Below are 21616 nucleotides of genomic sequence, written 5' to 3'. Positions count from 1 at the left end.
GGTTTTTTTGTCTTTTCTCTTCCGACCTTCTGTTCGCTCTATGCTGAAACTAAGCAACGTTTCGATTTCTTTTAGCAAACAAGTGTGATGATTATCCCTGTTTGAAACTCACTAGCGCCAAATTAGTGGAAAATGAAGTTTGAATTCAATCACGATAAATAGCGAGTCAAGAGTCGTAATGTGATCAAGATATATTATTGCGAATTTCTAGAAATGTTTGGATAGGTGCGGAGGTTCAAATTATGCCTATTGACATGTTGCTGAAAGAAAATTTGTTGCTAACTTTCTTTGTCTATTTTTGAGCTACGTTCATTAAAACAAATTGACAGCCATTTAATTGTGATTTGTTGCACAAAAGAGGCGTGCTTGCGCGGTTCTACGACTCTTATTGATAATTAACCCATCGATACCGAACTGTTGATAGGGTTTAAAAATGCTGTATGAATTAATCGACCACGAACTAGTAGATGTTATTAATGACCGCGCTTACCAATGGCAAGACGCAGTTAAAAAGACAACGCAATACCTAGAAGACAAAGGTTACGTTTCTCAGCAATACGCGGATGCCATCATCCAATCGACCGAAGAAAATGGTCCTTACTATGTGTTGTGCCCTGGACTGGCGATGCCACATGCTCGCCCAGAAACCGGTGTCCTAAAAACGGGCTTGGGCATTCATATTTTCCCTTCACCAGTTGATTTTGGTTCGGACCTTGGCCCTGCCAACATTCTAATTACCCTAGCTGCAAAAGACTCTGATACCCACATTGAGGTGATTCAAGCGCTGAGCGAGATGTTTGTGGACGAAGAGAACATTGCAAAACTGGCACAAGCTTCATCTAAGGAACAAGTGCTAGACATAATAAAAGCATACTAAAAGGAACATAACGTGAAAGCAAACATGCGAGCCAATGTGCAAGCCTTCGGGGGTCATTTGACCGCCATGGTGCTGCCAAATATCGGAGCCTTCATCGCTTGGGGCTTTATTACTGCACTCTTTATCCCAACAGGTTGGATGCCAAACGAAGCGTTTGGGGAACTTGTTGGTCCAATGATCACTTACTTATTACCACTGTTGATCGGTTATACCGGCGGTCAGATTGTTGGTGATAAACGCGGCGCGGTAGCCGGTGCCATTGGTACCATGGGTGTTATCGTTGGTGCGGACATCCCAATGTTCGTTGGCGCGATGATCATGGGCCCACTCAGTGCTTGGGTTGTGGTGCAAATGGATAAGCGAATCCAACACCGTATTCCTTCTGGTTTTGAGATGGTGGTGAACAACTTCTCACTAGGTATTGTGGGCATGATCCTGTGTCTGTTCGCCTACGAGATTGTTGGCCCTGCGGTAACTGCGGCAAACTTGTTTGTTAAATCAGGCATCGAAGCCTTGGTGGCGACGGGATTCCTTCCTCTGCTCGCTATCATAAACGAGCCTGCGAAAGTGCTGTTCCTCAACAACGCTATCGACCAAGGTATTTATTACCCACTAGGTCTGCAGGCGGCAGCTGAAACAGGTAAATCTATCTTCTTTATGGTGGCATCTAACCCAGGTCCGGGTCTTGGTATGCTGCTGGCTTACGCGAAGTTTGGTCAAGGTCTGTCTAAACGTTCTGCGCCAAGTGCCATCATCATTCACTTCTTCGGTGGTATTCATGAGCTGTACTTCCCTTACGTGCTAATGAAGCCAATCATGATATTGGCAATGATTGCGGGTGCAGCGACAGGTATCGCAACCTTCAACCTACTTGATGCGGGTTTGGTAGCTGGTCCAAGTCCAGGCTCAATCTTCTCTTACCTAGCACTAACACCGAAAGGCAGCTTCCTAGCGACCATCGCAGGCGTCACAACTGCAACGATTGTTTCCTTCCTTGTCGCAAGTGCGATTCTGAAGATGAGCAAAGCAGAAGACAAAGAAGACGAGTTTGAACAGTCAGTCTCTGATATGAAAGACATGAAAGCGGAAGGCGCAATCAAACCAGTTGCTGCTGCAACACAAGAAGTAAACAAACCAATTTCATTTGTCGCATTTGCTTGTGATGCGGGTATGGGCTCAAGCGCGATGGGCGCTTCAACCTTCAAACGCAAGTTAGTTCAAGCTGGGATTGATATTGAAGTGAAGAACTTCGCCATCGAAAAAGTCCCAAGTGAAGCCGACATTGTCGTGACACACGAAAGCTTAGAAAGTCGAGCCATTAAAGCAACAGGCTTGCCGGTGGTAACGATTAAGAACTTCCTCAATGACCCAGCGCTCAATGAGCTGATGGATACGATTAAGCAACAAGCGGTCGCGACTGAGCAACCAGCCTAACAATTCAGTATGGGGTGGCACCTACCACCCCATTTAGGAGAGAAATCATGGTACAAACAACGGCAGCGGTTATCTGTGGCGAGAAAGACGTTCAACTAAGAACCTTTGATTTGCCAAGCATTTCAGCCGATGAACTTCTGGTTAAAAACATTTCAAACAGCATTTGTCTGTCCACTTACAAAGCAGCATTGTTGGGTAGCAAACACAAACGCGTACCTGAGAACATTGATGAAGTGCCAGTGATGACGGGTCATGAATACGCAGGTGTGATTGTTGAAGTCGGTGAGAACCTAAAAGACCAATACAAAGCAGGCGATTACTTTGTACTGCAACCAGCAATGGGTTTGCCTAGTGGTTACTCGGCGGGTTACAGCTACGAAACCTTTGGCGGCAACGCAACGTATTCCATCATTCCTAAAATTGCTATCGACTTAGGCTGTGTGCTGCCTTACCACGGTGACTACTTTGCAGATGCGTCTTTGGCTGAGCCAATGTCATGCATCATCGGTGCTTACCATGCGAGTTACCACACTACGCAATACGTGTACGAGCATGATATGGGCATCAAAGAGGGCGGAACATTAGCGCTACTCGCGTGTGCTGGCCCTATGGGGATTGGTGCGATTGACTACGCGATTAACGGTCCGGTGAAGCCAAAACTGATTGTGGTGACAGACATCGACGCTGCGCGCTTAGACCGAGCAGAGTGCTTAATCCCGGTTGAAAAAGCAAAAGAACAAGGCGTTGAACTGCATTACGTAAATACCGCTCAAGTCGATGATCCTGTGACTTATCTGAAAGCGCTGAACGATGGCAAAGGCTACGACGATGTGATGGTGTATGCAGCAGTATCGCAAGTGCTAGAACAAGCCGATGAGCTGTTGGGCAACGATGGCTGCTTGAACTTCTTCGCAGGCCCTACCGATAAAAAATTCAAAGTACCGTTTAACTTCTACAACGTGCATTACGAATCAACGCACATTGTTGGCACATCTGGTGGCTCGACTGGCGACATGGTTGAATCTATCGACTTGTCTTCACAAGGTAAGATCAATCCATCGTTCATGATCACCCACGTTGGTGGTCTGCAAGCTGCGCCACATACGATTCTGAATCAGTTGGATATTCCGGGTGGTAAGAAGTTGATTTACCCGCACATTGACCTGCCATTGACCGCAATTGATGATTTCTTATCGTTGGCAGACCAAGACCCGTTCTTCGCCGAATTAGACGCAATTTTGAACGCGAATAACTATGTGTGGAACGCACATGCAGAAAAAGCGTTACTTGAGTTTTATGACGTGAGCTTAACGGTTTAGTTGCAACGAATTTGTGTGGTAGCCTTTGCGCTGCCACATAATGGAGAGGTCATAATACGTTGTCACGTGAAGACGAATTACTGGAGAAACTGGACGAGTGCGAAAATGCCACGGCGTTTCTTCAGGTTTCTAACAAAATAATTAACCTCAAGTTAAAAGCATTACTTCCGAGCGTGTTCGTCCAAGACGATCTAGTGAAGGAGTATGCTGTGGATCCTTTATTGAAAGAAGATGGTCCGTTGGTGACGACCGATGTGGTATCGAAGCTGATGTTTGCGATGGGCAAAATCTCATTGGAAACTTACGCCGATATCGGATTGTACGATCAGGTCTTGGAGTACGTGGTTAGCCAACCGGAGAAAGTCGAATTTGCGGATGACGTAATTTACGACTTCATCAAAAACCAAGCGGTACTCTCTTCTCAGCAAGACAGCTTTTATCTTGAGTCGATCAATCAGCTTAAGTTCTCTTCGTTTGAGTCCTTTTCGCAAATGAGATACGAATCTCTCATCAAAACAGTGTTGAAGCTGTCGTGTGAAATGTTGATAGAAAGAATCGAAGGGGAGATCAATCAATAAGGGTTCACCATGAAAGTGAATTTAAACGTCAGTGGTTTTGAAACCGAAGCTACCTTTCCCGATGCCGACGTAAAGCGAATCCATCAACCTCTTATCGAAAAATTTACCCGTCTTTGTCATGAGAAGCAGGAACGCATTGTTGTGTTCTTGTGTGCCCCTCCGGGCAGCGGTAAGTCGACCCTAGCTGCGTTCTGGGAACACCTCTCTGAACAAGATGAAAACCAAGAGCCACTTCAGGTTCTGCCTTTTGATGGTTTTCACTACCCGAACGAAATCCTCGACAGCAACACCATTGAACGTAATGGTGAAATTGTTCCTCTGCGCAGCATTAAAGGCTCTTACGAGACGTTCAATCTCACCGAGCTTATCGACAAGCTGAAACAGCTTAAAGTGAAAGACAGCAAATGGCCTTACTACGACCGCAACTTACATGATCCGGTTGATGATGCCATTCAGGTTAACCGCAATATTGTCGTCGTCGAGGGCAACTGGTTGTTGCTAGATGAACCAGTATGGAAAGAGCTGCATCGCTTGGCCGATTTTACGGTGTTTATTGATACTCAAGCGGAGTTTCTACAAGAGCGTTTAGTCAATCGTAAGATTCGTGGTGGCACAGACCCAGAAGCCGCCTTGGAGTTCTACTTACGCTCCGATGCGGTCAACGTTGATAAAGTGTTGAATCATTCGATTCCTGCTGACTTATCATTGTTTCTCAATCAAAACGGTTCGTTCGAAATTCGATAGTTCGTCCACAATCTCAGGAGGTCACCATGGATATCGTGATTGATAGCCACACCCATACTATTGCCAGTGGACACGCTTACAGCACCATTCTAGAGAACGCATTGTCTGCCAAGAATAAGGGGCTAAAACTTCTTTGTACCACCGATCATGCTCCCGAGATGCCAGGAGCCCCTCACTACTGGTATTTCAACAATCAAAGAATTTTGCCCCGCTTTTTACACGATGTAGGTATTCTCCGTGGCGTAGAAGCCAACACGCTGAATGTGAAAGGGGAGATAGACTTACCAGCGTCCTCTGACCAACATCTTGACTGGGTGATTGCGAGTTTCCATGAACCCGTATTCAAGCCCGCGACTGAAGCTGAACATACCGCTGCCCTGATAAATGTGATTAAAAGCGACAGAGTGGATGTTCTGGGCCACTTGGGTAATCCGAACTATCCATTCGATATGGAGCAAGTGTTGCGCTGTGCCAAAGAACACAATGTCGCAATTGAAGTTAACAATACATCTTTGACAGGCAAAAGCCGCAAGGGCAGTGATTCCCGTTGTGATCGCATTGTCGAGCTTGGCAAAGAGATTGGCGTTTACTTCAGTACAGGGTCGGATGCTCACTTCTGTGAAGAGATCTCCAAGTTAGATTTGGCGATTGCTTTGTTGGAGAAACACAATGTGGATGAAGAGAAGATACTCACTACGTCGACGAGCCGATTTTTGAACTTCTTATTACTGAGAGGTAAAGCGAGGATTCCAGAGTTCGAAGCACTCTATTGAAAAGCGAGTAACTCAAACGGCTATCTACAAACAAACATAAACCCGCAGCGTGCGGGTTTAGTTCGTTTAAGGGGGCACATAAAGCACTACAGCGGTGATTCCACTACAACAAACTTACGCTCGGCTCTGAGTGGCGCAAACCACGTATTTTTGTATTTGAAATAGCTCTGTCCATCGACGACGACCGTTTCTTTCGTGTGAGGCAGTGAATCTACGATCTCTCCGAGTTTGTAAGGGCTAGGTTCAGGTTTTGTCGCCGGAACCACATGGGTGACTCGCGGCGTGTTCGAACTTGGCGAAGAAGACACAATTTGCCCTGATGATGGCGCATAGCTTGACGACGTTGAGGAAGACGTCGTGATGGTGTTTCCATTCACAATCGTGTAGTTACCGCTTGGTGGGTAACGGACGTAATCATAGCGGTCTCCATTCCTGCGGTAATACGAGTCTTGAACGATGGCGTAGGTGATGCCGGCAAAGATGGCGAAGGTCGCTATGCCTACGAGATCGCTATGATAATAGTAATAACGTCCGCGATAGGGTGGATACCAATAACCCGGTCTTACATAGATAAACGACGAATGATAGCGCGGTGGCCTAACGACATATGGCGGTCGATGGTAATAGGGTGGTCTGTAGTAGGGCGGGCGGTAATAAGGTGGCCGATTATAGTGGGGCGGCTTGATGGGCCTATGAGGGCGATTCACAGGACGCAAATCGTGTTTGTTACCCGGCTGCGTGATCGGCTTTACCGCGGGTTTCACTTGCGGTTGTGCAGACAGACTTGTTGCTCCCAGCAAGCAGAGAATGGCGGTGATCATGACCCAGATGCTTCTCATAATGCTTTCCCCCATGGTTGGAGTACCGAAGCTCTAATCTTTAAGTTTAGCTCACCATAGCTTTGTTTGACTGAGGAGTCTAGGGCACGGCTTTATGTTCTCGTTGAGCTTTTGCTTTCGTTAGCTTTCTGTTCTAACACCAAGAAGATCAGCTTAGTCAGCATGGATTGTGCCTCTGGTGACAGTAATCTCGCTGCTGAGGCAACATCGCTTGCAGAGATGTTACCGACCCCTCTAGCATCAAGGGCTACATCCAAATCTGTTAGGTTAAGAGCACGCAGAATGGAGCGATATTGGGAGAGTTTTAAATCCGATTCGCCTCTCTCAATTCTTTGATAAGTCTTTTCGCTCATCCCTGCGACTTTTGCCATTTGCTCACGCGACATACCTCTCTCTTTGCGTCGAGCAATCAGTACTTCAATCAGTGGGTCTACATGCATAGGCGCTCCTTAAAGGACAGTTTTGTCCTGAAGCACGCAATATCCGGACCAGTTTAACCACCTCGTATTTACCCAAGTTGATATAGCGATAAGAATGACGTTCCACAAAAAAATTACTAAATTTCAGTCAGTTTCAGAAAATGGAAAAATATCAGCTTTATAAATCAATTTCTGGTGAAGTAAGTATTCGCAAAATGCAACGCGTTTTAGAACAATTGCTTGATGAAATTCGCAATCGCAGCCGTGATAGTCGCTTGGATATGACATGGTTAACCCGAGAATCACAGAAAAGGTTGATGAAGTATAAAGAGCTGTTTTTGCATCGATGCGATCTTGACCAGACTGAGCTGAATCAAACCTATGAGAATTTGAGCCTGATAGAGCGCTCAGTGGCAGACATGGGTGTTGCAGCACTCACTTACATCATTGACGCACTAGACAAGGAAATGTAATTGGTTGAAAGCGTTGCTCGTTGTAAAGCATGGATAACTGTAAAGTATGGAGAGCTGTAACAACATGAACGAGAGCAGTAAAAGCATGAACGAGCGAAATCCCACAAAGCCAATTGTGTGAAATAAAAGCACTGAAGGAATTTAAAGAAAGGATGCAAATGCTGGGGAACCAAACCCAGCATTCGGAACACTCATTTACCTATATTTTCGAACCGTAAATCAGTGTTTAGAGGTATGTGAACCGAAACGTATCGGTACGGAGCGAATAATAACGATATTGCTGAATCTAGGCTATGTTCCGGGTTTCTAACACCTCTCAACAAAGTGTACATTTTCATGTACACCTCAAAAATTGAGCACCAAAGCCCACTTCTTAAGCTTTATAACAACAAAAGGCTAAATAATCGGCGGTTTTACAACATATCTGTTGCATCAACTGATAGTTGTTAAAATATATGGCTATAAGATGGAGCTTTTGCTTTTCAATCGTCCTATTTATGCCTTACAATCCTTTCGAACCAAATCCATTCAGCAGAGAATGGGATTGACGAAAAAGGATGCGCTGATTTTGCTTCGAACCCAAAGTGAGACATTCCGTTAGTCGAACTCTGCCCGGAAATGATTCCCTACATCCCCAATATACTCAGACAGGATAGATCCGTCTTGAGTCTAGGCTTCTTGCATCCTGAATTGCTGTTTAGCATCGAATTCATTGGCTGCAAAGTAGGGCGTTTCCGTAGATCGTGCTTCGAACCAAAAGCACGATAAGTCAAAACAAAACGGATTAAATTTAGAGGTATTAACCGTGAACCTAAAACTTGTCGGCAGCTCCCTGATCGTTGCAGGTACTGCTCTTGGCGCTGGTATGCTTGCTATACCAATGGTGCTTGCTCAATTCGGCCTCCTTTGGGGCACTCTTCTTATGCTGTTCATCTGGGCGGGTACAACTTACGCTGCACTTCTTCTATTGGAAGCAAGCTGTAAAGTAGGTGGTGGCGTTAGCATGAACGCGATTGCTCGTGAAACCCTGGGCAAAGGCGGTCAGTTTGTTACTAACGGTCTTTTGTACGCGCTGCTTGTTTGTCTTTTGATGGCGTACATCATCGGTGCTGGTGACTTGGTACAAAAAGTGACTGCGTCAATGGGCCTACCACTTTCTACTATCTCTAGCCAAGTTGGCTTTACCGTTTTGGTTGGTCTAATTGTATCGGCGGGTACCGGTGTGGTTGATAAGCTAAACCGTGGCTTATTCATCGGTATGATTGTCGCACTTGTTCTTACGCTATTCTCTCTTGCACCAAACGTATCGTTTGAAGGTCTAAGTGAAGTCGTGAACGCAGACAAAATGGCATTGATCAAGCAAAGCTCAGTTCTGTTCACAAGCTTTGGCTTCATGGTCGTGATTCCTTCTTTGGTGACTTACAACAAAGAAGCGAGCAAGACCCAACTGCGCAACATGATCATTGTTGGCTCGACGATTCCTCTTGTGTGTTACCTACTGTGGTTGTTTGCAGTAGTGGGTAACTTGCCACCACACGAACTTATCCAGTTCTCAAACGTGTCTGAATTGATCTCTGTTCTTGGTCAACAGTACACAGGTCTTGAGTTCATTCTGTCTATGTTTACTGGTTTGGCATTGCTGACGTCTTTCTTGGGTGTAGCAATGGCGCTTTACGACCAAAATGCAGACCTTCTAAAAGCAAGTAAGCCAGTGGTATTCGTGACGACGTTTATTCTGCCGTTGCTTGGCGCGGTATTTGCTCCAGAGCACTTCTTAGCGATCCTTAGCTACGCAGGCATCATCCTTGTATTCCTAGCGGTGTTTGTTCCACTATCGATGACCATGAAAGTACGTCGTGTTCCTGTAGAAGACAACAGTGTGTACGAAGCTGGTGGCGGTGCGATGGGTATGAGCATGATCTTCCTATTCGGTTGTTTCTTGCTGTTCGCTCAAGCGGTATAAATCGACTTTACGAACACACAAATTGAATCTAGAAAGCCGCTTGTCCATAACTGGGCAAGCGGCTTTTTTGTGCAGAATTGTTAGTGCTGCATCAGCGGCGTGTATGGCCTGACCGTTGCCTGATAAATCGTGATGATATTTGACCTTGAGGTGAAACTGTCTCGCCATAGGCTGACATGGCCTGCGACCACTCTCTTTATGATGACTAACAAGTTATAAAGTAAAGGGGAACCGAGTGTCGAAGCGATTTTCTTTCACAGTCGTTGGAATGATGCTTTCTTTGGGGATGTTCAGTGCTGAAGCAATGGCACACCCTAAACATCACCACAAACACGGACATCATCACGGGCATCACCACCATCATCATAAGCACAAACATAAGCATAAACACAAAAAGGTTGTGGTGGTGAAGCACAAGCGACCGAAGCATCACTACTACCATTACAAACACATTCCACCACGTAGCACCTATATTCAGATTGGCAATTTTACCTACCTAAAAGTGGATGACTTTTATTACAAGCGCTCGAAAGATCGCTATATACATGTGGTTTTATAAGCAAACAAAAAACAGCGAGCACTTTGGCTCGCTGTTTTACTTGTTGGGTGATGAAGTTTGTTCTGGGTTAAAGAGGAGAAGTTAGACCGTAAAGCGGTTTAGAATCTCGTCTTGCTTACGAACGTCTTCATGCTGTGCTTGCATTGCATCATTGGTGCGGTTCGCTGAATCAGCAACTTGGGTCGACAGATCTTTAATGTTAACCGTGTTGTTGTTGATTTCTTCCGCTACCAAGCTTTGTTCTTCTGCAGCAGATGCTATCTGCAAGTTCATGTCAGAGATACGTTGGATCGCATCGCGAATACGTTGCAGGGCGTCATTAGCGTGTTCTGCTTTCTCTACCGCTTCTACTGCGCTGCCTTTACTTTGGTGCATAGCGCTAGCCACAGAAGAGGCACCAGATTGAAGCTGTTCGATCATGCTGCGGATTTCGGTCGTGGATTCTTGAGTACGTTGCGCCAGAGTGCGAACTTCATCCGCTACGACTGCAAAGCCGCGACCAGATTCACCAGCACGCGCTGCTTCGATTGCTGCGTTCAGTGCCAGTAGGTTGGTTTGGTCTGCTATGTCGTTGATTACTTTTAGAATCGTTTCGATGTTTGCTGTCGCTGACTCAAGACCTTGCACTTCCTCAACCGCTTGATCGATGCTGTCTGAAAGCAGGTTAATCGTCTCTGTAGACTCATTCACAATCGAAGAACCTTGCACCGTTGCATCGTCTGCTTCTTTCGCTGCACTTGCCGCGCCTTGTGCGTTGTTCGCAACTTCTGTCGCAGTCACTGACATCTCGTGCATTGCGGTTGCGAGCTGTTCAAGTTCTTGCAGCTGAGTTTGAATCGCAGAAGCTGAATCACGAGCGCCTTCAGCGGTGATTTGCGTACCACTTAGGATCTGATCAGAAATGCTCTTCGATTCGATGATTTGATGCTGCAAGTTCTCCATAAAGGTATTGAAACCTTTTGCTAGCTCAGAGAATTCTTGATCGGTATTAGTGTCCAGACGTTGCGTCAAATCGCCTTTGCCTGATGCTACAGCTTGGATCGCTGTGTTTAGCTCATCAAGAGGGCGCATCAAGGTACGGATAAGGATAGTCAGCGCGATGATAGAGGCAATAACGGCAATCAATGAGTAGATGATTGCGCTATTACGCAGCTTACCTACCGCAGCATAAGCAATGCTCTCGTCTACAACCGCGCCCACATACCAGTTCTCGCTCGCGATGTGCGTTAGGCTGACCATATATTTGTCGCCATTCATCTCGATGTGCTGAGCACCAGACGTTAGTGATACTTGCGGTAGGTAGCTTGATAGCTTCTCGCCGTTGTATTTTGCTTCTGGGTGCGCAATGGTTGTGCCATCCGCAGTCACTAGGAACAAGTAGCCAGCATCGAATAGGTTTACTTGGTTGATCAAGTCAGAAAGGGTAGTTAGCTCCATATCGTAGAACATGGCTGCTAAAAACTGGCCAGCTTCACGCACTGGTGTACCGATAGAGATGATCACTTTCTTAGAAGAAACATCCACGTAAGGGTCGGTGACAACAAGTTTGTTTTCTGCTTTTGCTGATACAAACCAAGGGCGAACACGAGGATCGTAATCAGGGCCTGCTTCCCAACCGTCATCGTTTTCAATCACGAATCCGTTGCTGTCGTAAGCATAACCGATGGCCAAGAAGCTTGATTTTGGCATTGGCTTCTCTAGCACTTCTTTAACGTAATCGTGGTCGCTTGGGTTAATTTCAAGAATCTCGGTCATGGATTGAGCGAGTTCTTTTTTAGCGTTCATTTCAGATTCTACCGTGTTCCCCACACTGGATAGGATCTCACTCACGCTGGTGTCGATGTTTTCTTCGATCTGTGAACGAATGGTCATCACTTGTTGTGTCGACAGTAATGCCACAGTCACAAGCAACAAAATAGAAGAGGCGGTGACAACCTTATGTCTGAATTTCATACTTTTCCCTCTCGAGTCTCCCGGCTGGTTTACTCTGCTTGCACCTCTTTTTTGTCGGGCACATTCGGCAGAAGTGAACACATTATTGTGTTTGTTATTTTTGTTATCGACAGATTTATCAGAAACCTGAAGGCTAATTACGACTTTTGTTGGCGAAACGAGAACAAAAAGTCGCTTGTTTTATAAAGTTGTGAGATTGATCTAATTTGTTGAACTTCGTCATCAAACTGTTAAAAACATAAGAATAGTATCATTGAGCCTTATAGAAACAAGTCTGAGCTGTTGGTTTTCTGCAATTTAAATCAATGAATTTAAAGTTATATTTATAACTTATGTGTTTAAAGTGAGGCTATTCGAAAGCTGAATACATAAGGGGAGATGTGACAAAACAGGCGGGAAATTGCAAAACGAGTCAGTAGATAAAAAAAAGGCCCCGACAGAGCGGAGCCTTTGTAAGATGCATGATTTTAGAAAATCAAATGAGCTATACCGGCAATAACTGGTAGCGTAATCAGCGTGCGTAGAATGAAGATAACGAACAGTTCTACGATGTTTACTGGAATCTTACTACCTAGAAGCAGTGCGCCCACTTCTGACATGTAGATAAGCTGAGTAACTGACATAGCTGCAATCACGAAGCGAGTCATCTCGTTGTCGATTGATGCCGCTAGGATCGCTGGGATGAACATATCTGCAAAGCCAACGACGATAGTTTGAGATGCTGCCGCTGCTTCTGGGATTTGTAGCAATTCTAGGTAAGGGATAAATGGCTGACCTAGGATTTCAAATACCGATGTGTATTCAGCAATGATCAGCGCAACAGTACCAAGACCCATAACCACTGGCAGTACGCCAAAGACCATGTCGATTGCGTTGTGTACGCCTTCTTTAAATACTGAGCGTACTGAAGTTACTTGACCAGCACGTTTTAGTGCGAGATCCATACCCCAAGAGAAAGTTGTGTGACCTGCAGGTACTGCGTCTGCGTCTTTCTTAGGCTCACTGCCATCCATGTAGCGGTCTTTCTTTAAACTCAATGGTGGAAGGCGAGGGATGATGATCGCCGCGATAACACCTGCCAAACAGATTGCGCCGTAGAAAGGCAGGAATAGGTGCTCTAATTGAACCTGAGCAAGTACCACCAAGCTGAACGTAATAGATACCGCAGAGAACGTCGTACCTACAACCGCTGCTTCACGCTGGGTGTAGAAGTTGTTTTCATACTGCTTACTGGTTAGCAGGATACCAACACTACCATCGCCCAACCAAGAAGCCATACAGTCGATAGCGCTACGGCCAGGAAGGTTGAACACAGGGCGCATTACTTTACTTAGAAGTGCACCGAACAGTTCTAGCAGACCGAAGTTAAGTAGTAGAGGCAGTAATAAGCCTGCAAAAATAAATACCGCAAACAGTGTTGGTAGAAGACCAGTAAGCACAAGGCCACCAGTGTTTTCTTCCCAAATTGCTTTTGGACCCACTTGGAAGAAAGTCATCAGTACAGCTGCGCCACCAATTAGGCGAACCATTAACCAAAGTGGAGAAGGATTAAATAGGCCGTTCAAGAAACCATTACGTAGGATTGCTGCTGGCTTGAAAATTTTGCACAGAACAGAAGCTATAGCCATGAAAGCAACAATAGCGGTCACGATCGCAATTAAAGTATCGCCAAGAACCGCAGGAATGACTTTTGCCATTACCGCAACAGGGATTGTCAGGCCGCCATCGTAAGAGATTGGAGCCATGAAAAGTAGAAGACCGATCAGGGATGGGATGAAGAACATCCAAAAGTTGCCCTTAGGCGCTTCAGCAGCATTGGTGTTGTTATGCATTTTTTGTCTCGTGTTACTACTAGTCAATACTCGCCATATTCCATGACATAAATATTCACTAAACATCCGTATTTAATCACAGTGTGCGGAGATTACCCGCAAACTGTATCCTTTGCAATACTATTCATTAAATACATCTAGTTATTCAGCCGTTTTTTCGGTCAATTGAATCAAAACCAGAATCTTGTATATGAATTTGTTGCTCGTGTTAGAAAATTGTAGCACGCAAGCCCCTCTGAGCAGCTTGTTAAACGGCACAGTGTGACCAAAGCAATAAAAAGCCTAGCAAATGTGATTCGGATCTCAAGGCGAAAGCGGTGTTTTCTCCCAGTAGTGGCACAACTTTTAAGGGATTAAAGAACAAATAGCTGAATCAGAGCAATCGAAGAGATTCGTTTAAAGCAGAAAGAGATAGGTGAGAGAGTAAAAGAGTGACGGCTTAAGTCGAATGCTTAAACCGTCATATTACATTTAGGCAGTTTGATTACGATTGAGTAGGTACAAGTAGCACCAATATGCGATGGCAATAACAAATGCCAGAAGCGCAGGGAAGGCCAACGCATACAGTTCATAAACGTTAAACAATGCCGCACCAGCAGTACCACCTAACAAGAAACCTAAAAAGATAAAGATGAACAGTTTGGCTTTACGTCGGTCAAATTGACGACCACGTAAGCTCTCTCCAATCATAATACCTAGGTCGGTAATGATGCCGGTCATGTGCGTTGTTCGTACCACAGCGCCACTGAAGGTCGTGATCATCGCGTTCTGCAAACCACATGCGGCAGAAGCGAGGTACTGACCATAAACATTGCCTTGTACCAAAAAGCCTAAGCTCAGCAGTAGCAAGCTGCCTTCAATACAAAGTGCAACACCGTAACGGCGGCCAAGTTTGAGGGCACTACTTTCAATAAAGAATCCGCTAAACGCAGAGCCTATTAAAAAGCTGAATACAATAAAGAGCAGGTGAATGGTTGAGTCCACACCTGTTAGTAAGCTGTTCCCTAGCTGAGTTACGGTTCCGGAAAGATGCGTTATCGCTTGATGTTGAAAGCCGAGAAGACCCACGGCATTGACGCAGCCTGCGAGAAGAGCAAGCAAAAACGCGCCATATTCCACCCAACGAGGAAGTCTGGAAATCACAATAAAACCTCACCAAATGTTAGGAGCAGATTATAGCGCCCGTGGCGCGGAACGAAAGTACTTCTGCTATTACGCGGTTGATCATTCTCAATAAAGTCTCAACTTTTGTTGAATGATCTGTCCGTACCGAGGGTAAATAGGCGTATCGAAAGTAGATAGGCTGAGTGCTGTGTCATTGTTGTGGCTGCTTCTGCTTAACCAATGTGTTCCATGGTGCAATCAAAGCTTACCCAGCCGTGTTTTCGTTGTTCGTAAATAGAGACCGTTGGCTCTGAAAACTCTTTATTGTTAAACAAACCCATCGGAATCACGGCGTAATCTGGTGCGTCCGACAAGAGCAAGCGCATGGTTGTGCCGCACGCAGGGCAAAACTCGTATTGAACTTGATTGCCTGAATCAGCAATGCGAATGTAACTGGTGACCTCACCATCAAGGATGACTTGGTCTTTGTTGAATCGAGCTTGAACGCCGAATACGCTGCCAGTTCGCTTTTGGCATTCGAAGCAGTGACAGATAGAAGTGCGAATGGGCTCCGCTGTGCAACGCAGTTGGACTAAGCCACAGGCACACTCGCATGTGTGGGTGATTTTTGTCATCGTTATTACCTATTGGTTGCCCACCAAACAGTTTAGTTTAATTTTGAAACACTTGAGTCAAATTGAACGAGTAGGCGTTGAGGTCTTCACGGGTGAATTGGTATATACTCCGAACATAATTAAGAGAACAAGAACACAAGGAAGTCTTCATGGCTCGTAAGAGAATCCTACCTATCCCTCTCATTCTACTGATCCCAATCGTCCTGTTAGCCGTGGTGATCATTGCGGGCATTTATCGATTTAGTCTGTCCGATGAAGAAATTATGGCGAAGTTTCCTCAAGCGCAGGCACAATCTAATCCTATCGTGGCCGAAGTTCTGGGGATTCAGTCACGAAATCCGTGGACGGTTCAAGTTCCTGAACAAGGAGCGGTAACATTTCTTGAAGATTGGGATAAAGAGAACGGCTTCCTGAAAGGTCAATATGACGCTGGTGGCACCAGAGGTGAAGTGCTGGTTCCTACCGAGTTTATTGTTCAACGCGACATCAATGAAACCCCTTGGATTGTCGCGCCAGTGATTGTTACCACACAAGGCTCAGGGGCGTTTTATTACATCGGGTTGTTTAAATTTGATGCAGTGCCAAGCCGAGTTGTGCTATTGAACAGTGTTTTCATTGGTGATCGAATTCAGATGTCTTCTTTGAAGTGGGAAAGTGATACGCAAATTTCGCTTTCTTATCTTCAACATGGCGAAGATCAAGCGATGGCAGAACAACCAAATCAATTGAATTCAACGACGCTTAAACGTGTAGGTAATAACCTACATATGCAACAGTAATGAATTTTTTTGTCTTCTGTAAAAAATAAGTGTTTTCTGCGCTAGATCTCGTAATTTCATAGTGATTTCTTATGCGGGAATGCATAAGCTATGAGCCTTGTTATAAAGGAGATAGTAATTCCCGTGTCTACAAATGAAATTACAACAAGACGGTTGCCGAATCTGACAAGTCGTAAAGCGCTACTGTTGTACTCCTTGCCAGTATTAGTTGCGATTGGTGTTTCCAACTCTCTCAAAGAGTCTTCCCTTACCAAAACCATCGCATTGAACCTGCCCGAATCGCAGGTTGTCGAAAATATTCTTGATGCGACAACAGCAGAAGTTGTCACTCCACCCAATTTTGAATACCAAATCCAAGCAGGTGATAACCTGAGTACCATTTTCAGCCAACTGGGCTTCGGCTACAGCTCGTTGATGAAAGTGATGGAAACGGATTTGAACTTCCTTGCTCTTGATACCCTGAAACCGGGCAACACATTGCGTTTTTGGCGTGATGAATCGACAGGTGAGCTACAAAAGATGGAGCTTCAGTTCTCCATTGCCGATAAAGTGGTTTACCACCGTAATGACGATGGCAGCTACGATTTCTCAGACATCTCAATCCCAGGTGTGTGGAAACAAGAACCATTGGTTGGTGTGATTCGAGGCAGTTTCTCGTCATCTGCAAATCGCTTAGGCTTGAGCTCAGCTGAAATTAGCCAAGTAGTTAACCTGCTAAAAGAGCAAGTGAACTTCGGTAAAGATTTACGTGCTGGTGACCGATTCGAAGTGGTTCGCCGATCTCAAAGCATTGATGGCGTACCAACTGGCAAGAACGAAATAGAAGCAATCAAAATTTATAACCGTGGTCGTGAAGTTACCGCTTATCTTCATACCGATGGTCAATTCTATAACGCGAAAGGCGAAAGCCTACAGCGTGCCTTCCAACGTTATCCTGTCAGTCGTAGTTGGCGTATCAGCTCTGGCTTTAATCCGACACGTCTTCACCCTGTAACAGGTCGTGTTGCACCGCACAACGGTACGGATTGGGCTGTGCCTGTTGGTACACCAGTAGAAGCGACCGGTGACGGTACTGTTATCATGACACGTAAACACCCATATGCGGGCAACTACGTGGTGATTGAGCACGGTAGCAAGTACAAAACGCGTTACCTGCACCTTAGCAAGATCCTCGTGAAGAAAGGCCAAAAGGTCTCTCGTGGTCAACGTATTGGTCTATCTGGTAAAACAGGGCGTGTGACAGGTCCGCACCTTCACTATGAGTTGATCGAATACGGTCGTCCGGTGAACGCAATGCGTGCCAATATTCCTATGGCGAGTTCAGTGCCTAAGAAGGAAATGGCAAGCTTTGTTGCTAATCGAGACGAGATGGACAAACTGCTGAAAGACAAAGAAAAAGCAGTTTTATAAAATACAAAAAAAGACCAAACATTGTTTGGTCTTTTTTATGCGCTTTTCACTTGTTTTTCGTTGATGATACTTATCAGTTCATTGACGTTGTGTGGCCTCGAATAGAAGTAGCCTTGGATGTGATGGCAACCCATCTCTATCAGTTTCTGTAAGGCTCTGTCGTCTTCAACCCCTTCCGCAATCAAATCGACTTCTAACAGTTGTGCTAATTGAGCAATGAGCAGCACCACTTGTTCTGACGTGGTATTCGCCAACATATTTCTCACAAAGGTGGCATCAATTTTAATACTGTCGATAGGATAGTTATGGATGTAGTTCAAACTCGAATAACCCGTACCGAAATCATCCAGTGCAACTTTAAACCCGAGATAACGAAGTGAGTTCAGAACCATCTGCTCGCGGCCACTTTGCGACAATAAAACCGTTTCGGTGAGCTCAATAACAAAGTCAGTCGCTTGGTGATCGTATTTCTCTAAAATACGCGTCAAAAAGTTCATGTAACGGTTTGAATCGACCAGTTCGTGTGCAGAACAGTTAATAGAAAGCTTCACCTTGTAGCCAAGCTGTCGTTCAAGATCTTGTTTCGCACGGCAAGCCAGTTCAACAATTCGTTCGCCCAGCTCTATGATCAACCCGGATTGTTCGGCTGCTTCAATAAACTCTACGGGAGAGACACTGCCGTAAACGCTGCTGTTCCATCGCGCTAGGATTTCAAAGTAATCCCAGCGATCACTGGTGATGTCCACAATCGGTTGAACGACGACGTATAGCTCTTCGTTTTCATCGATACTCAAACGCAGTTGTTCGCGCAGTGCTTCAATCAACTGTGTTTGGCGATGATAGAGCGCACTTAAATGGGTGTCGTAGTGCTGTATGCGTGTATCTCGGTGCTTTTTACAGTCTTTGAGCGCAAGGCTTGCATTGAGAATTAAGTCGTCACTGTTGAGCATATGGACAGGAGCACGAGCAATACCAATGCTGACCGTAAAGGAAATACGGTTGGATTTGTCTGAATAACCCGCTTCAATCTTATCTAGAATTTCCTGACAAACCGCGACAGGGTCTTCGTCATAAGTGATGAAGGCAAACTCGTCGCCTGCAACACGGAACGCGTTATTTGGTGACGTTAAGCTCTGCTGAATCGCATTGGCGGTGAATTTGATAATTTGGTCGCCAATGTAGTTACCGTTAATGTCGTTAATCGATTTGAAATTATCGATATCCAAATAGGCGAGACTAAAAGGGCGCGTAGCTTGTTGTGTGAGTGTTTCTAGCGTGTCTGCCAAACAACTGCGATTGAGTAAGCCTGTGAGGTTGTCATGCGAGACTTCATAACTCAGCTGGTTAAGCAGTTTGTCTGAACGTTCGCTGATCCACTTCTCTCTTAAGCTGTGGATGATCACGTTGGACAAGAAACGGTGATAGAAGATGATCTCCTTTGCCTCTTGCTCATTGATGGCGCGAGGAAAGGTCGAAAGTAAGATACCAAGCACTTCCCCATTGTGTGTCTTCAGTGGAAGGCCGATGTAAGCTTGAATGCCAGCATCTTGGAATAGCTGATCTTTAGGGTAGAGACGGTAGACCTCATCTTGATAGAAAATAATCTCACCGATGTCTTGTGCTACCTTTTCGCAAGGTGTCCCTTCTAATCCGTAACTCATGTTGTCAGCAATGGTGCCACCACTAGAATTGGAAAGGGTTACGGCACAGTGCTGTAGGTGCGCTATTTCGACTACACATGTGCAGTAGCTTTGAAATTGTTGATGGAGCTCCAGCGTTACTCTATCGAGTAATGCACTACCGTTAAGTTTTAGAATCTCATCAAGCAATTGGATACTGTTTTGTTCATGATCCATTGAACATTTCACCCGACGTTGTGTTTTGCCATATCGTGTTTATGTTGGTTTTGTTACACGATCTTTTCTCATTTAATCGATATGCATCACGTTAACTATTGTTTACTTCACGTGATTTTTCAAACTCTGATTGCTTAAGAAAGGCATTTTTCAACTAATGGGTTAGCAAGGGCTGAATCAACCTCTCACAAAAGTGGCAGTCTCCTTGGTAGTGACTAGATACTAGAGACTGCGCTATGTTGGTCTTTTGTGAGAGTTTCCTAAGCTATTCACAGACGACGGCGACTTTTTCACTTGCGGCGGTGTTGGCTGGTACAGGATGGTCGATCAGTCGGATAGGGGATTCATACAGTGCAGACAACGCTTGTTCGTCGAGTAACTTATCTGCGTTACCTTCAAATGCGATATGACCTCTCTTTAAAGCAACGATGTGTGTCGCGTAGCGCAGTGCGAGGTTCAAGTCATGCAAGATGACAATCACACCCACATCTTCTTTTTTGTTCAGTTCAGACAGCAAACCCATCAGTTGAAATTGGTGATGAACATCCAGTGCTGACGTTGGCTCATCGAGGATTAATACTGGTGACTGCTGAGCGAGCAACATTGATACCCAAGCTCGCTGGCGTTCACCACCAGACAAATCGTCCGCTAGTGCCTGCGAGAAGTCAGCAACGCCCGTTCTTTCCATCGCTTGTTGGATAATGGATTGATCTTCTGAGTTCCAAAGACCAAAGGTGCCTCGCCAAGGAAAACGCCCGAGACGAACCAGTTCCTCTACCGTTAAGCCAGCAGAAGCTGGGAGCTTTTGCGGTAGATACGCGATCTTCTTGGCTAGGTTTCTGCTTTTGAAAGAGGAGAGAGAAGCACCATTTAACTCTACCGTACCGTGGTCCGGTGCCATTTGCCCTGAGAGCAAGTTAACCAATGTCGATTTTCCTGAACCGTTGTGACCAAGAATCACGGTGAGTTCATTCGTTGGAATGGAAAGCTCGTCAATTGAGAGAATGGTTCGCTCTTCACGAACGATTTTGATGTTTGAAAGTTGAAACATGTCAGTATAGCCTCGACCAACAAAGTCACTTGATAAAAGCAAATGCACCTTTACTGGCCTTTGAAATTAGATGGTGGTGTTAAGCGCTCTTCTTGTTGTCTGGATGCCTAGGACAATCGTCACAATATTTCCCAGAGTCACACTTATAGACTAAGCAGCAGCTGACCCTAACGAGCTTAAGCAATCCCGAAGTATCGTCGATTTTGAGGCTGTCTAAATGACTATCTGGCAGTTGGCATGCCGCTAACCATAGTTTCGCTTGCTCGGTTATATACTCATTGGTCAGGCTTTGCTCGCGCTGTTGCAGTTTGATTAAACAACCCAATAATAGATCCGCGAGTAAATGGTTGGTAAAGCCCGGGCGGATGCGTGTCCACTCACTAATCTGAACGCGGAAAAACTCAGTGAGTTCAAGTATGGCTTTACCAGCGTGTGGGATTAACTCTTCTGGTGTGCCGTGCTGATGGTCACCATTGAAGAAGCGGTACCCTGTGACGAACTCTTTGTACCTAAATTGACCAATATTCTTGATATCGGGCAGCGAATGAAGGCCGTATATTGAAACAAAAGTGACATAGACAGGTTGCCAGCATACTAGGTCCCAAGTTCGTGTTAACCAGTAGGCTTTCCCCGCTTCTGGTTGATTCTTTGCAAGGCCATCGTATACGCGCTTGATTTCGATATGGCTTTTATCATTCGTAATAGCGATACTTTTGCTGCTCAGAGAACCATAACTTCCGCTAAGATAAGGCGTAATTTGTTTAGAGTAAGCGAAGATTTTTTGGTGTAGAGAAGGGGCTCTCCGACGAGTGAAAACATTGTGCAGCTGGGAAAGCATCTTAAACCATTAAATGAGAATTAGTTGCGTTATCATAGCGAACCTTTTCGATGATAACCATACAAAATGGGGCATATCCTCGGCGAAATTGCAATGAGAGGGAAGGATGAATTGGGTGCGCTTTAGCCATTTTTAAGTGATAAAAGCGCCTTTAAATGATAAAAGTATCTCTGACATCTA

General features: G+C 45.3%; 20 protein-coding genes. 11 read left to right on the top strand and 9 right to left on the bottom strand.

Annotation, left to right across the window (positions count from 1 at the left end):
* Positions 1-433 precede the first annotated feature (433 nt).
* The 6 genes from KIT90_RS01005 to KIT90_RS00980 are packed head-to-tail and all read left to right on the top strand — an operon-like array spanning position 434 to position 5725.
* The gene (locus KIT90_RS01005) at positions 434-877 is read left to right on the top strand and encodes a PTS sugar transporter subunit IIA (protein WP_005425097.1); all 444 of its coding nucleotides are present in this window, start codon (positions 434-436) and stop codon (positions 875-877) included.
* A 12-nt stretch (positions 878-889) separates the two neighbouring features.
* Positions 890-2311, top strand: coding sequence for a PTS mannitol transporter subunit IICB (locus KIT90_RS01000; protein WP_079855974.1), 1422 nt, complete (start codon positions 890-892; stop codon positions 2309-2311).
* A 47-nt stretch (positions 2312-2358) separates the two neighbouring features.
* A complete protein-coding gene (locus KIT90_RS00995; protein ID WP_285374500.1) occupies positions 2359-3630 on the top strand; it encodes a zinc-binding dehydrogenase in 1272 nt (423 codons plus the stop codon).
* Between the two features lie 59 nt (positions 3631-3689).
* Positions 3690-4208 carry an MltR family transcriptional regulator gene (locus KIT90_RS00990; RefSeq protein ID WP_005435522.1) on the top strand — a complete coding sequence of 173 codons (519 nt, stop codon included), beginning with the start codon at positions 3690-3692 and terminating at the stop codon, positions 4206-4208.
* Between the two features lie 9 nt (positions 4209-4217).
* Positions 4218-4952: a nucleoside/nucleotide kinase family protein gene (locus KIT90_RS00985; RefSeq protein ID WP_285374498.1), complete on the top strand. Its 735-nt coding sequence runs from the start codon at positions 4218-4220 to the stop codon at positions 4950-4952.
* Positions 4953-4978: 26 nt separating this feature from the next.
* A complete protein-coding gene (locus tag KIT90_RS00980) occupies positions 4979-5725 on the top strand; it encodes a phosphatase (protein ID WP_285374496.1) in 747 nt (248 codons plus the stop codon).
* 86 nt (positions 5726-5811) lie between these two features.
* Here KIT90_RS00980 and KIT90_RS00975 read toward each other — a convergent pair whose 3' ends face one another.
* Together KIT90_RS00975 and KIT90_RS00970 are read right to left on the bottom strand one after the other, a co-directional pair.
* Positions 5812-6564: a hypothetical protein gene (locus KIT90_RS00975; protein ID WP_078609804.1), complete on the bottom strand. Its 753-nt coding sequence runs from the start codon at positions 6562-6564 to the stop codon at positions 5812-5814.
* A 92-nt stretch (positions 6565-6656) separates the two neighbouring features.
* Positions 6657-7004, bottom strand: coding sequence for a helix-turn-helix domain-containing protein (locus KIT90_RS00970; protein ID WP_009706181.1), 348 nt, complete (start codon positions 7002-7004; stop codon positions 6657-6659).
* Between the two features lie 140 nt (positions 7005-7144).
* Here KIT90_RS00970 and KIT90_RS00965 point away from each other — a divergent pair, with 140 nt between their 5' ends.
* From KIT90_RS00965 to KIT90_RS00955, 3 genes are all read left to right on the top strand, one after another.
* Positions 7145-7456: a hypothetical protein gene (locus KIT90_RS00965; protein WP_038895484.1), complete on the top strand. Its 312-nt coding sequence runs from the start codon at positions 7145-7147 to the stop codon at positions 7454-7456.
* Between the two features lie 805 nt (positions 7457-8261).
* The gene (locus tag KIT90_RS00960) at positions 8262-9419 is read left to right on the top strand and encodes an amino acid permease (protein WP_009706178.1); all 1158 of its coding nucleotides are present in this window, start codon (positions 8262-8264) and stop codon (positions 9417-9419) included.
* A 235-nt stretch (positions 9420-9654) separates the two neighbouring features.
* On the top strand, positions 9655-9978 hold the full coding sequence (locus KIT90_RS00955; RefSeq protein WP_027726582.1) for a hypothetical protein: 324 nt from the start codon (positions 9655-9657) through the stop codon (positions 9976-9978).
* An 81-nt stretch (positions 9979-10059) separates the two neighbouring features.
* Here the strand turns inward: KIT90_RS00955 and KIT90_RS00950 are convergent, their stop codons facing one another.
* The 4 genes from KIT90_RS00950 to KIT90_RS00935 form a co-directional block, all read right to left on the bottom strand.
* Positions 10060-11931: a methyl-accepting chemotaxis protein gene (locus KIT90_RS00950; RefSeq protein WP_285374492.1), complete on the bottom strand. Its 1872-nt coding sequence runs from the start codon at positions 11929-11931 to the stop codon at positions 10060-10062.
* 467 nt (positions 11932-12398) lie between these two features.
* Positions 12399-13763: a YjiH family protein gene (locus KIT90_RS00945; protein ID WP_005435537.1), complete on the bottom strand. Its 1365-nt coding sequence runs from the start codon at positions 13761-13763 to the stop codon at positions 12399-12401.
* 471 nt (positions 13764-14234) lie between these two features.
* Positions 14235-14906 carry a YoaK family protein gene (locus KIT90_RS00940; RefSeq protein WP_005435539.1) on the bottom strand — a complete coding sequence of 224 codons (672 nt, stop codon included), beginning with the start codon at positions 14904-14906 and terminating at the stop codon, positions 14235-14237.
* Positions 14907-15100: 194 nt separating this feature from the next.
* Positions 15101-15502 carry a GFA family protein gene (locus KIT90_RS00935; protein ID WP_009706175.1) on the bottom strand — a complete coding sequence of 134 codons (402 nt, stop codon included), beginning with the start codon at positions 15500-15502 and terminating at the stop codon, positions 15101-15103.
* Between the two features lie 149 nt (positions 15503-15651).
* On the opposite strand from KIT90_RS00935, the gene KIT90_RS00930 reads away from it, so the two are divergent.
* Together KIT90_RS00930 and KIT90_RS00925 are read left to right on the top strand one after the other, a co-directional pair.
* On the top strand, positions 15652-16281 hold the full coding sequence (locus KIT90_RS00930; protein ID WP_285374489.1) for a hypothetical protein: 630 nt from the start codon (positions 15652-15654) through the stop codon (positions 16279-16281).
* Positions 16282-16404: 123 nt separating this feature from the next.
* Complete coding sequence (locus tag KIT90_RS00925; protein WP_285374488.1) at positions 16405-17691, top strand: peptidoglycan DD-metalloendopeptidase family protein; 1287 nt, start codon at positions 16405-16407, stop codon at positions 17689-17691.
* A gap of 35 nt (positions 17692-17726) precedes the next feature.
* Here KIT90_RS00925 and KIT90_RS00920 read toward each other — a convergent pair whose 3' ends face one another.
* From KIT90_RS00920 to KIT90_RS00910, 3 genes are all read right to left on the bottom strand, one after another.
* Complete coding sequence (locus KIT90_RS00920; RefSeq protein ID WP_045483422.1) at positions 17727-19547, bottom strand: bifunctional diguanylate cyclase/phosphodiesterase; 1821 nt, start codon at positions 19545-19547, stop codon at positions 17727-17729.
* Between the two features lie 265 nt (positions 19548-19812).
* Positions 19813-20598: an ABC transporter ATP-binding protein gene (locus KIT90_RS00915; protein WP_285374486.1), complete on the bottom strand. Its 786-nt coding sequence runs from the start codon at positions 20596-20598 to the stop codon at positions 19813-19815.
* Between the two features lie 79 nt (positions 20599-20677).
* Positions 20678-21436, bottom strand: a complete 759-nt coding sequence (locus tag KIT90_RS00910; RefSeq protein ID WP_285374485.1) for a siderophore ferric iron reductase — start codon at positions 21434-21436, stop codon at positions 20678-20680.
* Between the last annotated feature and the right edge of the window lie 180 nt (positions 21437-21616).

This window comes from Vibrio sp. B172a, assembly GCF_030248355.1.
In the GTDB taxonomy this organism is placed as follows: Bacteria; Pseudomonadota; Gammaproteobacteria; order Enterobacterales; family Vibrionaceae; genus Vibrio; species Vibrio owensii.
This window is presented reverse-complemented; position numbering and strand designations above follow the sequence as displayed.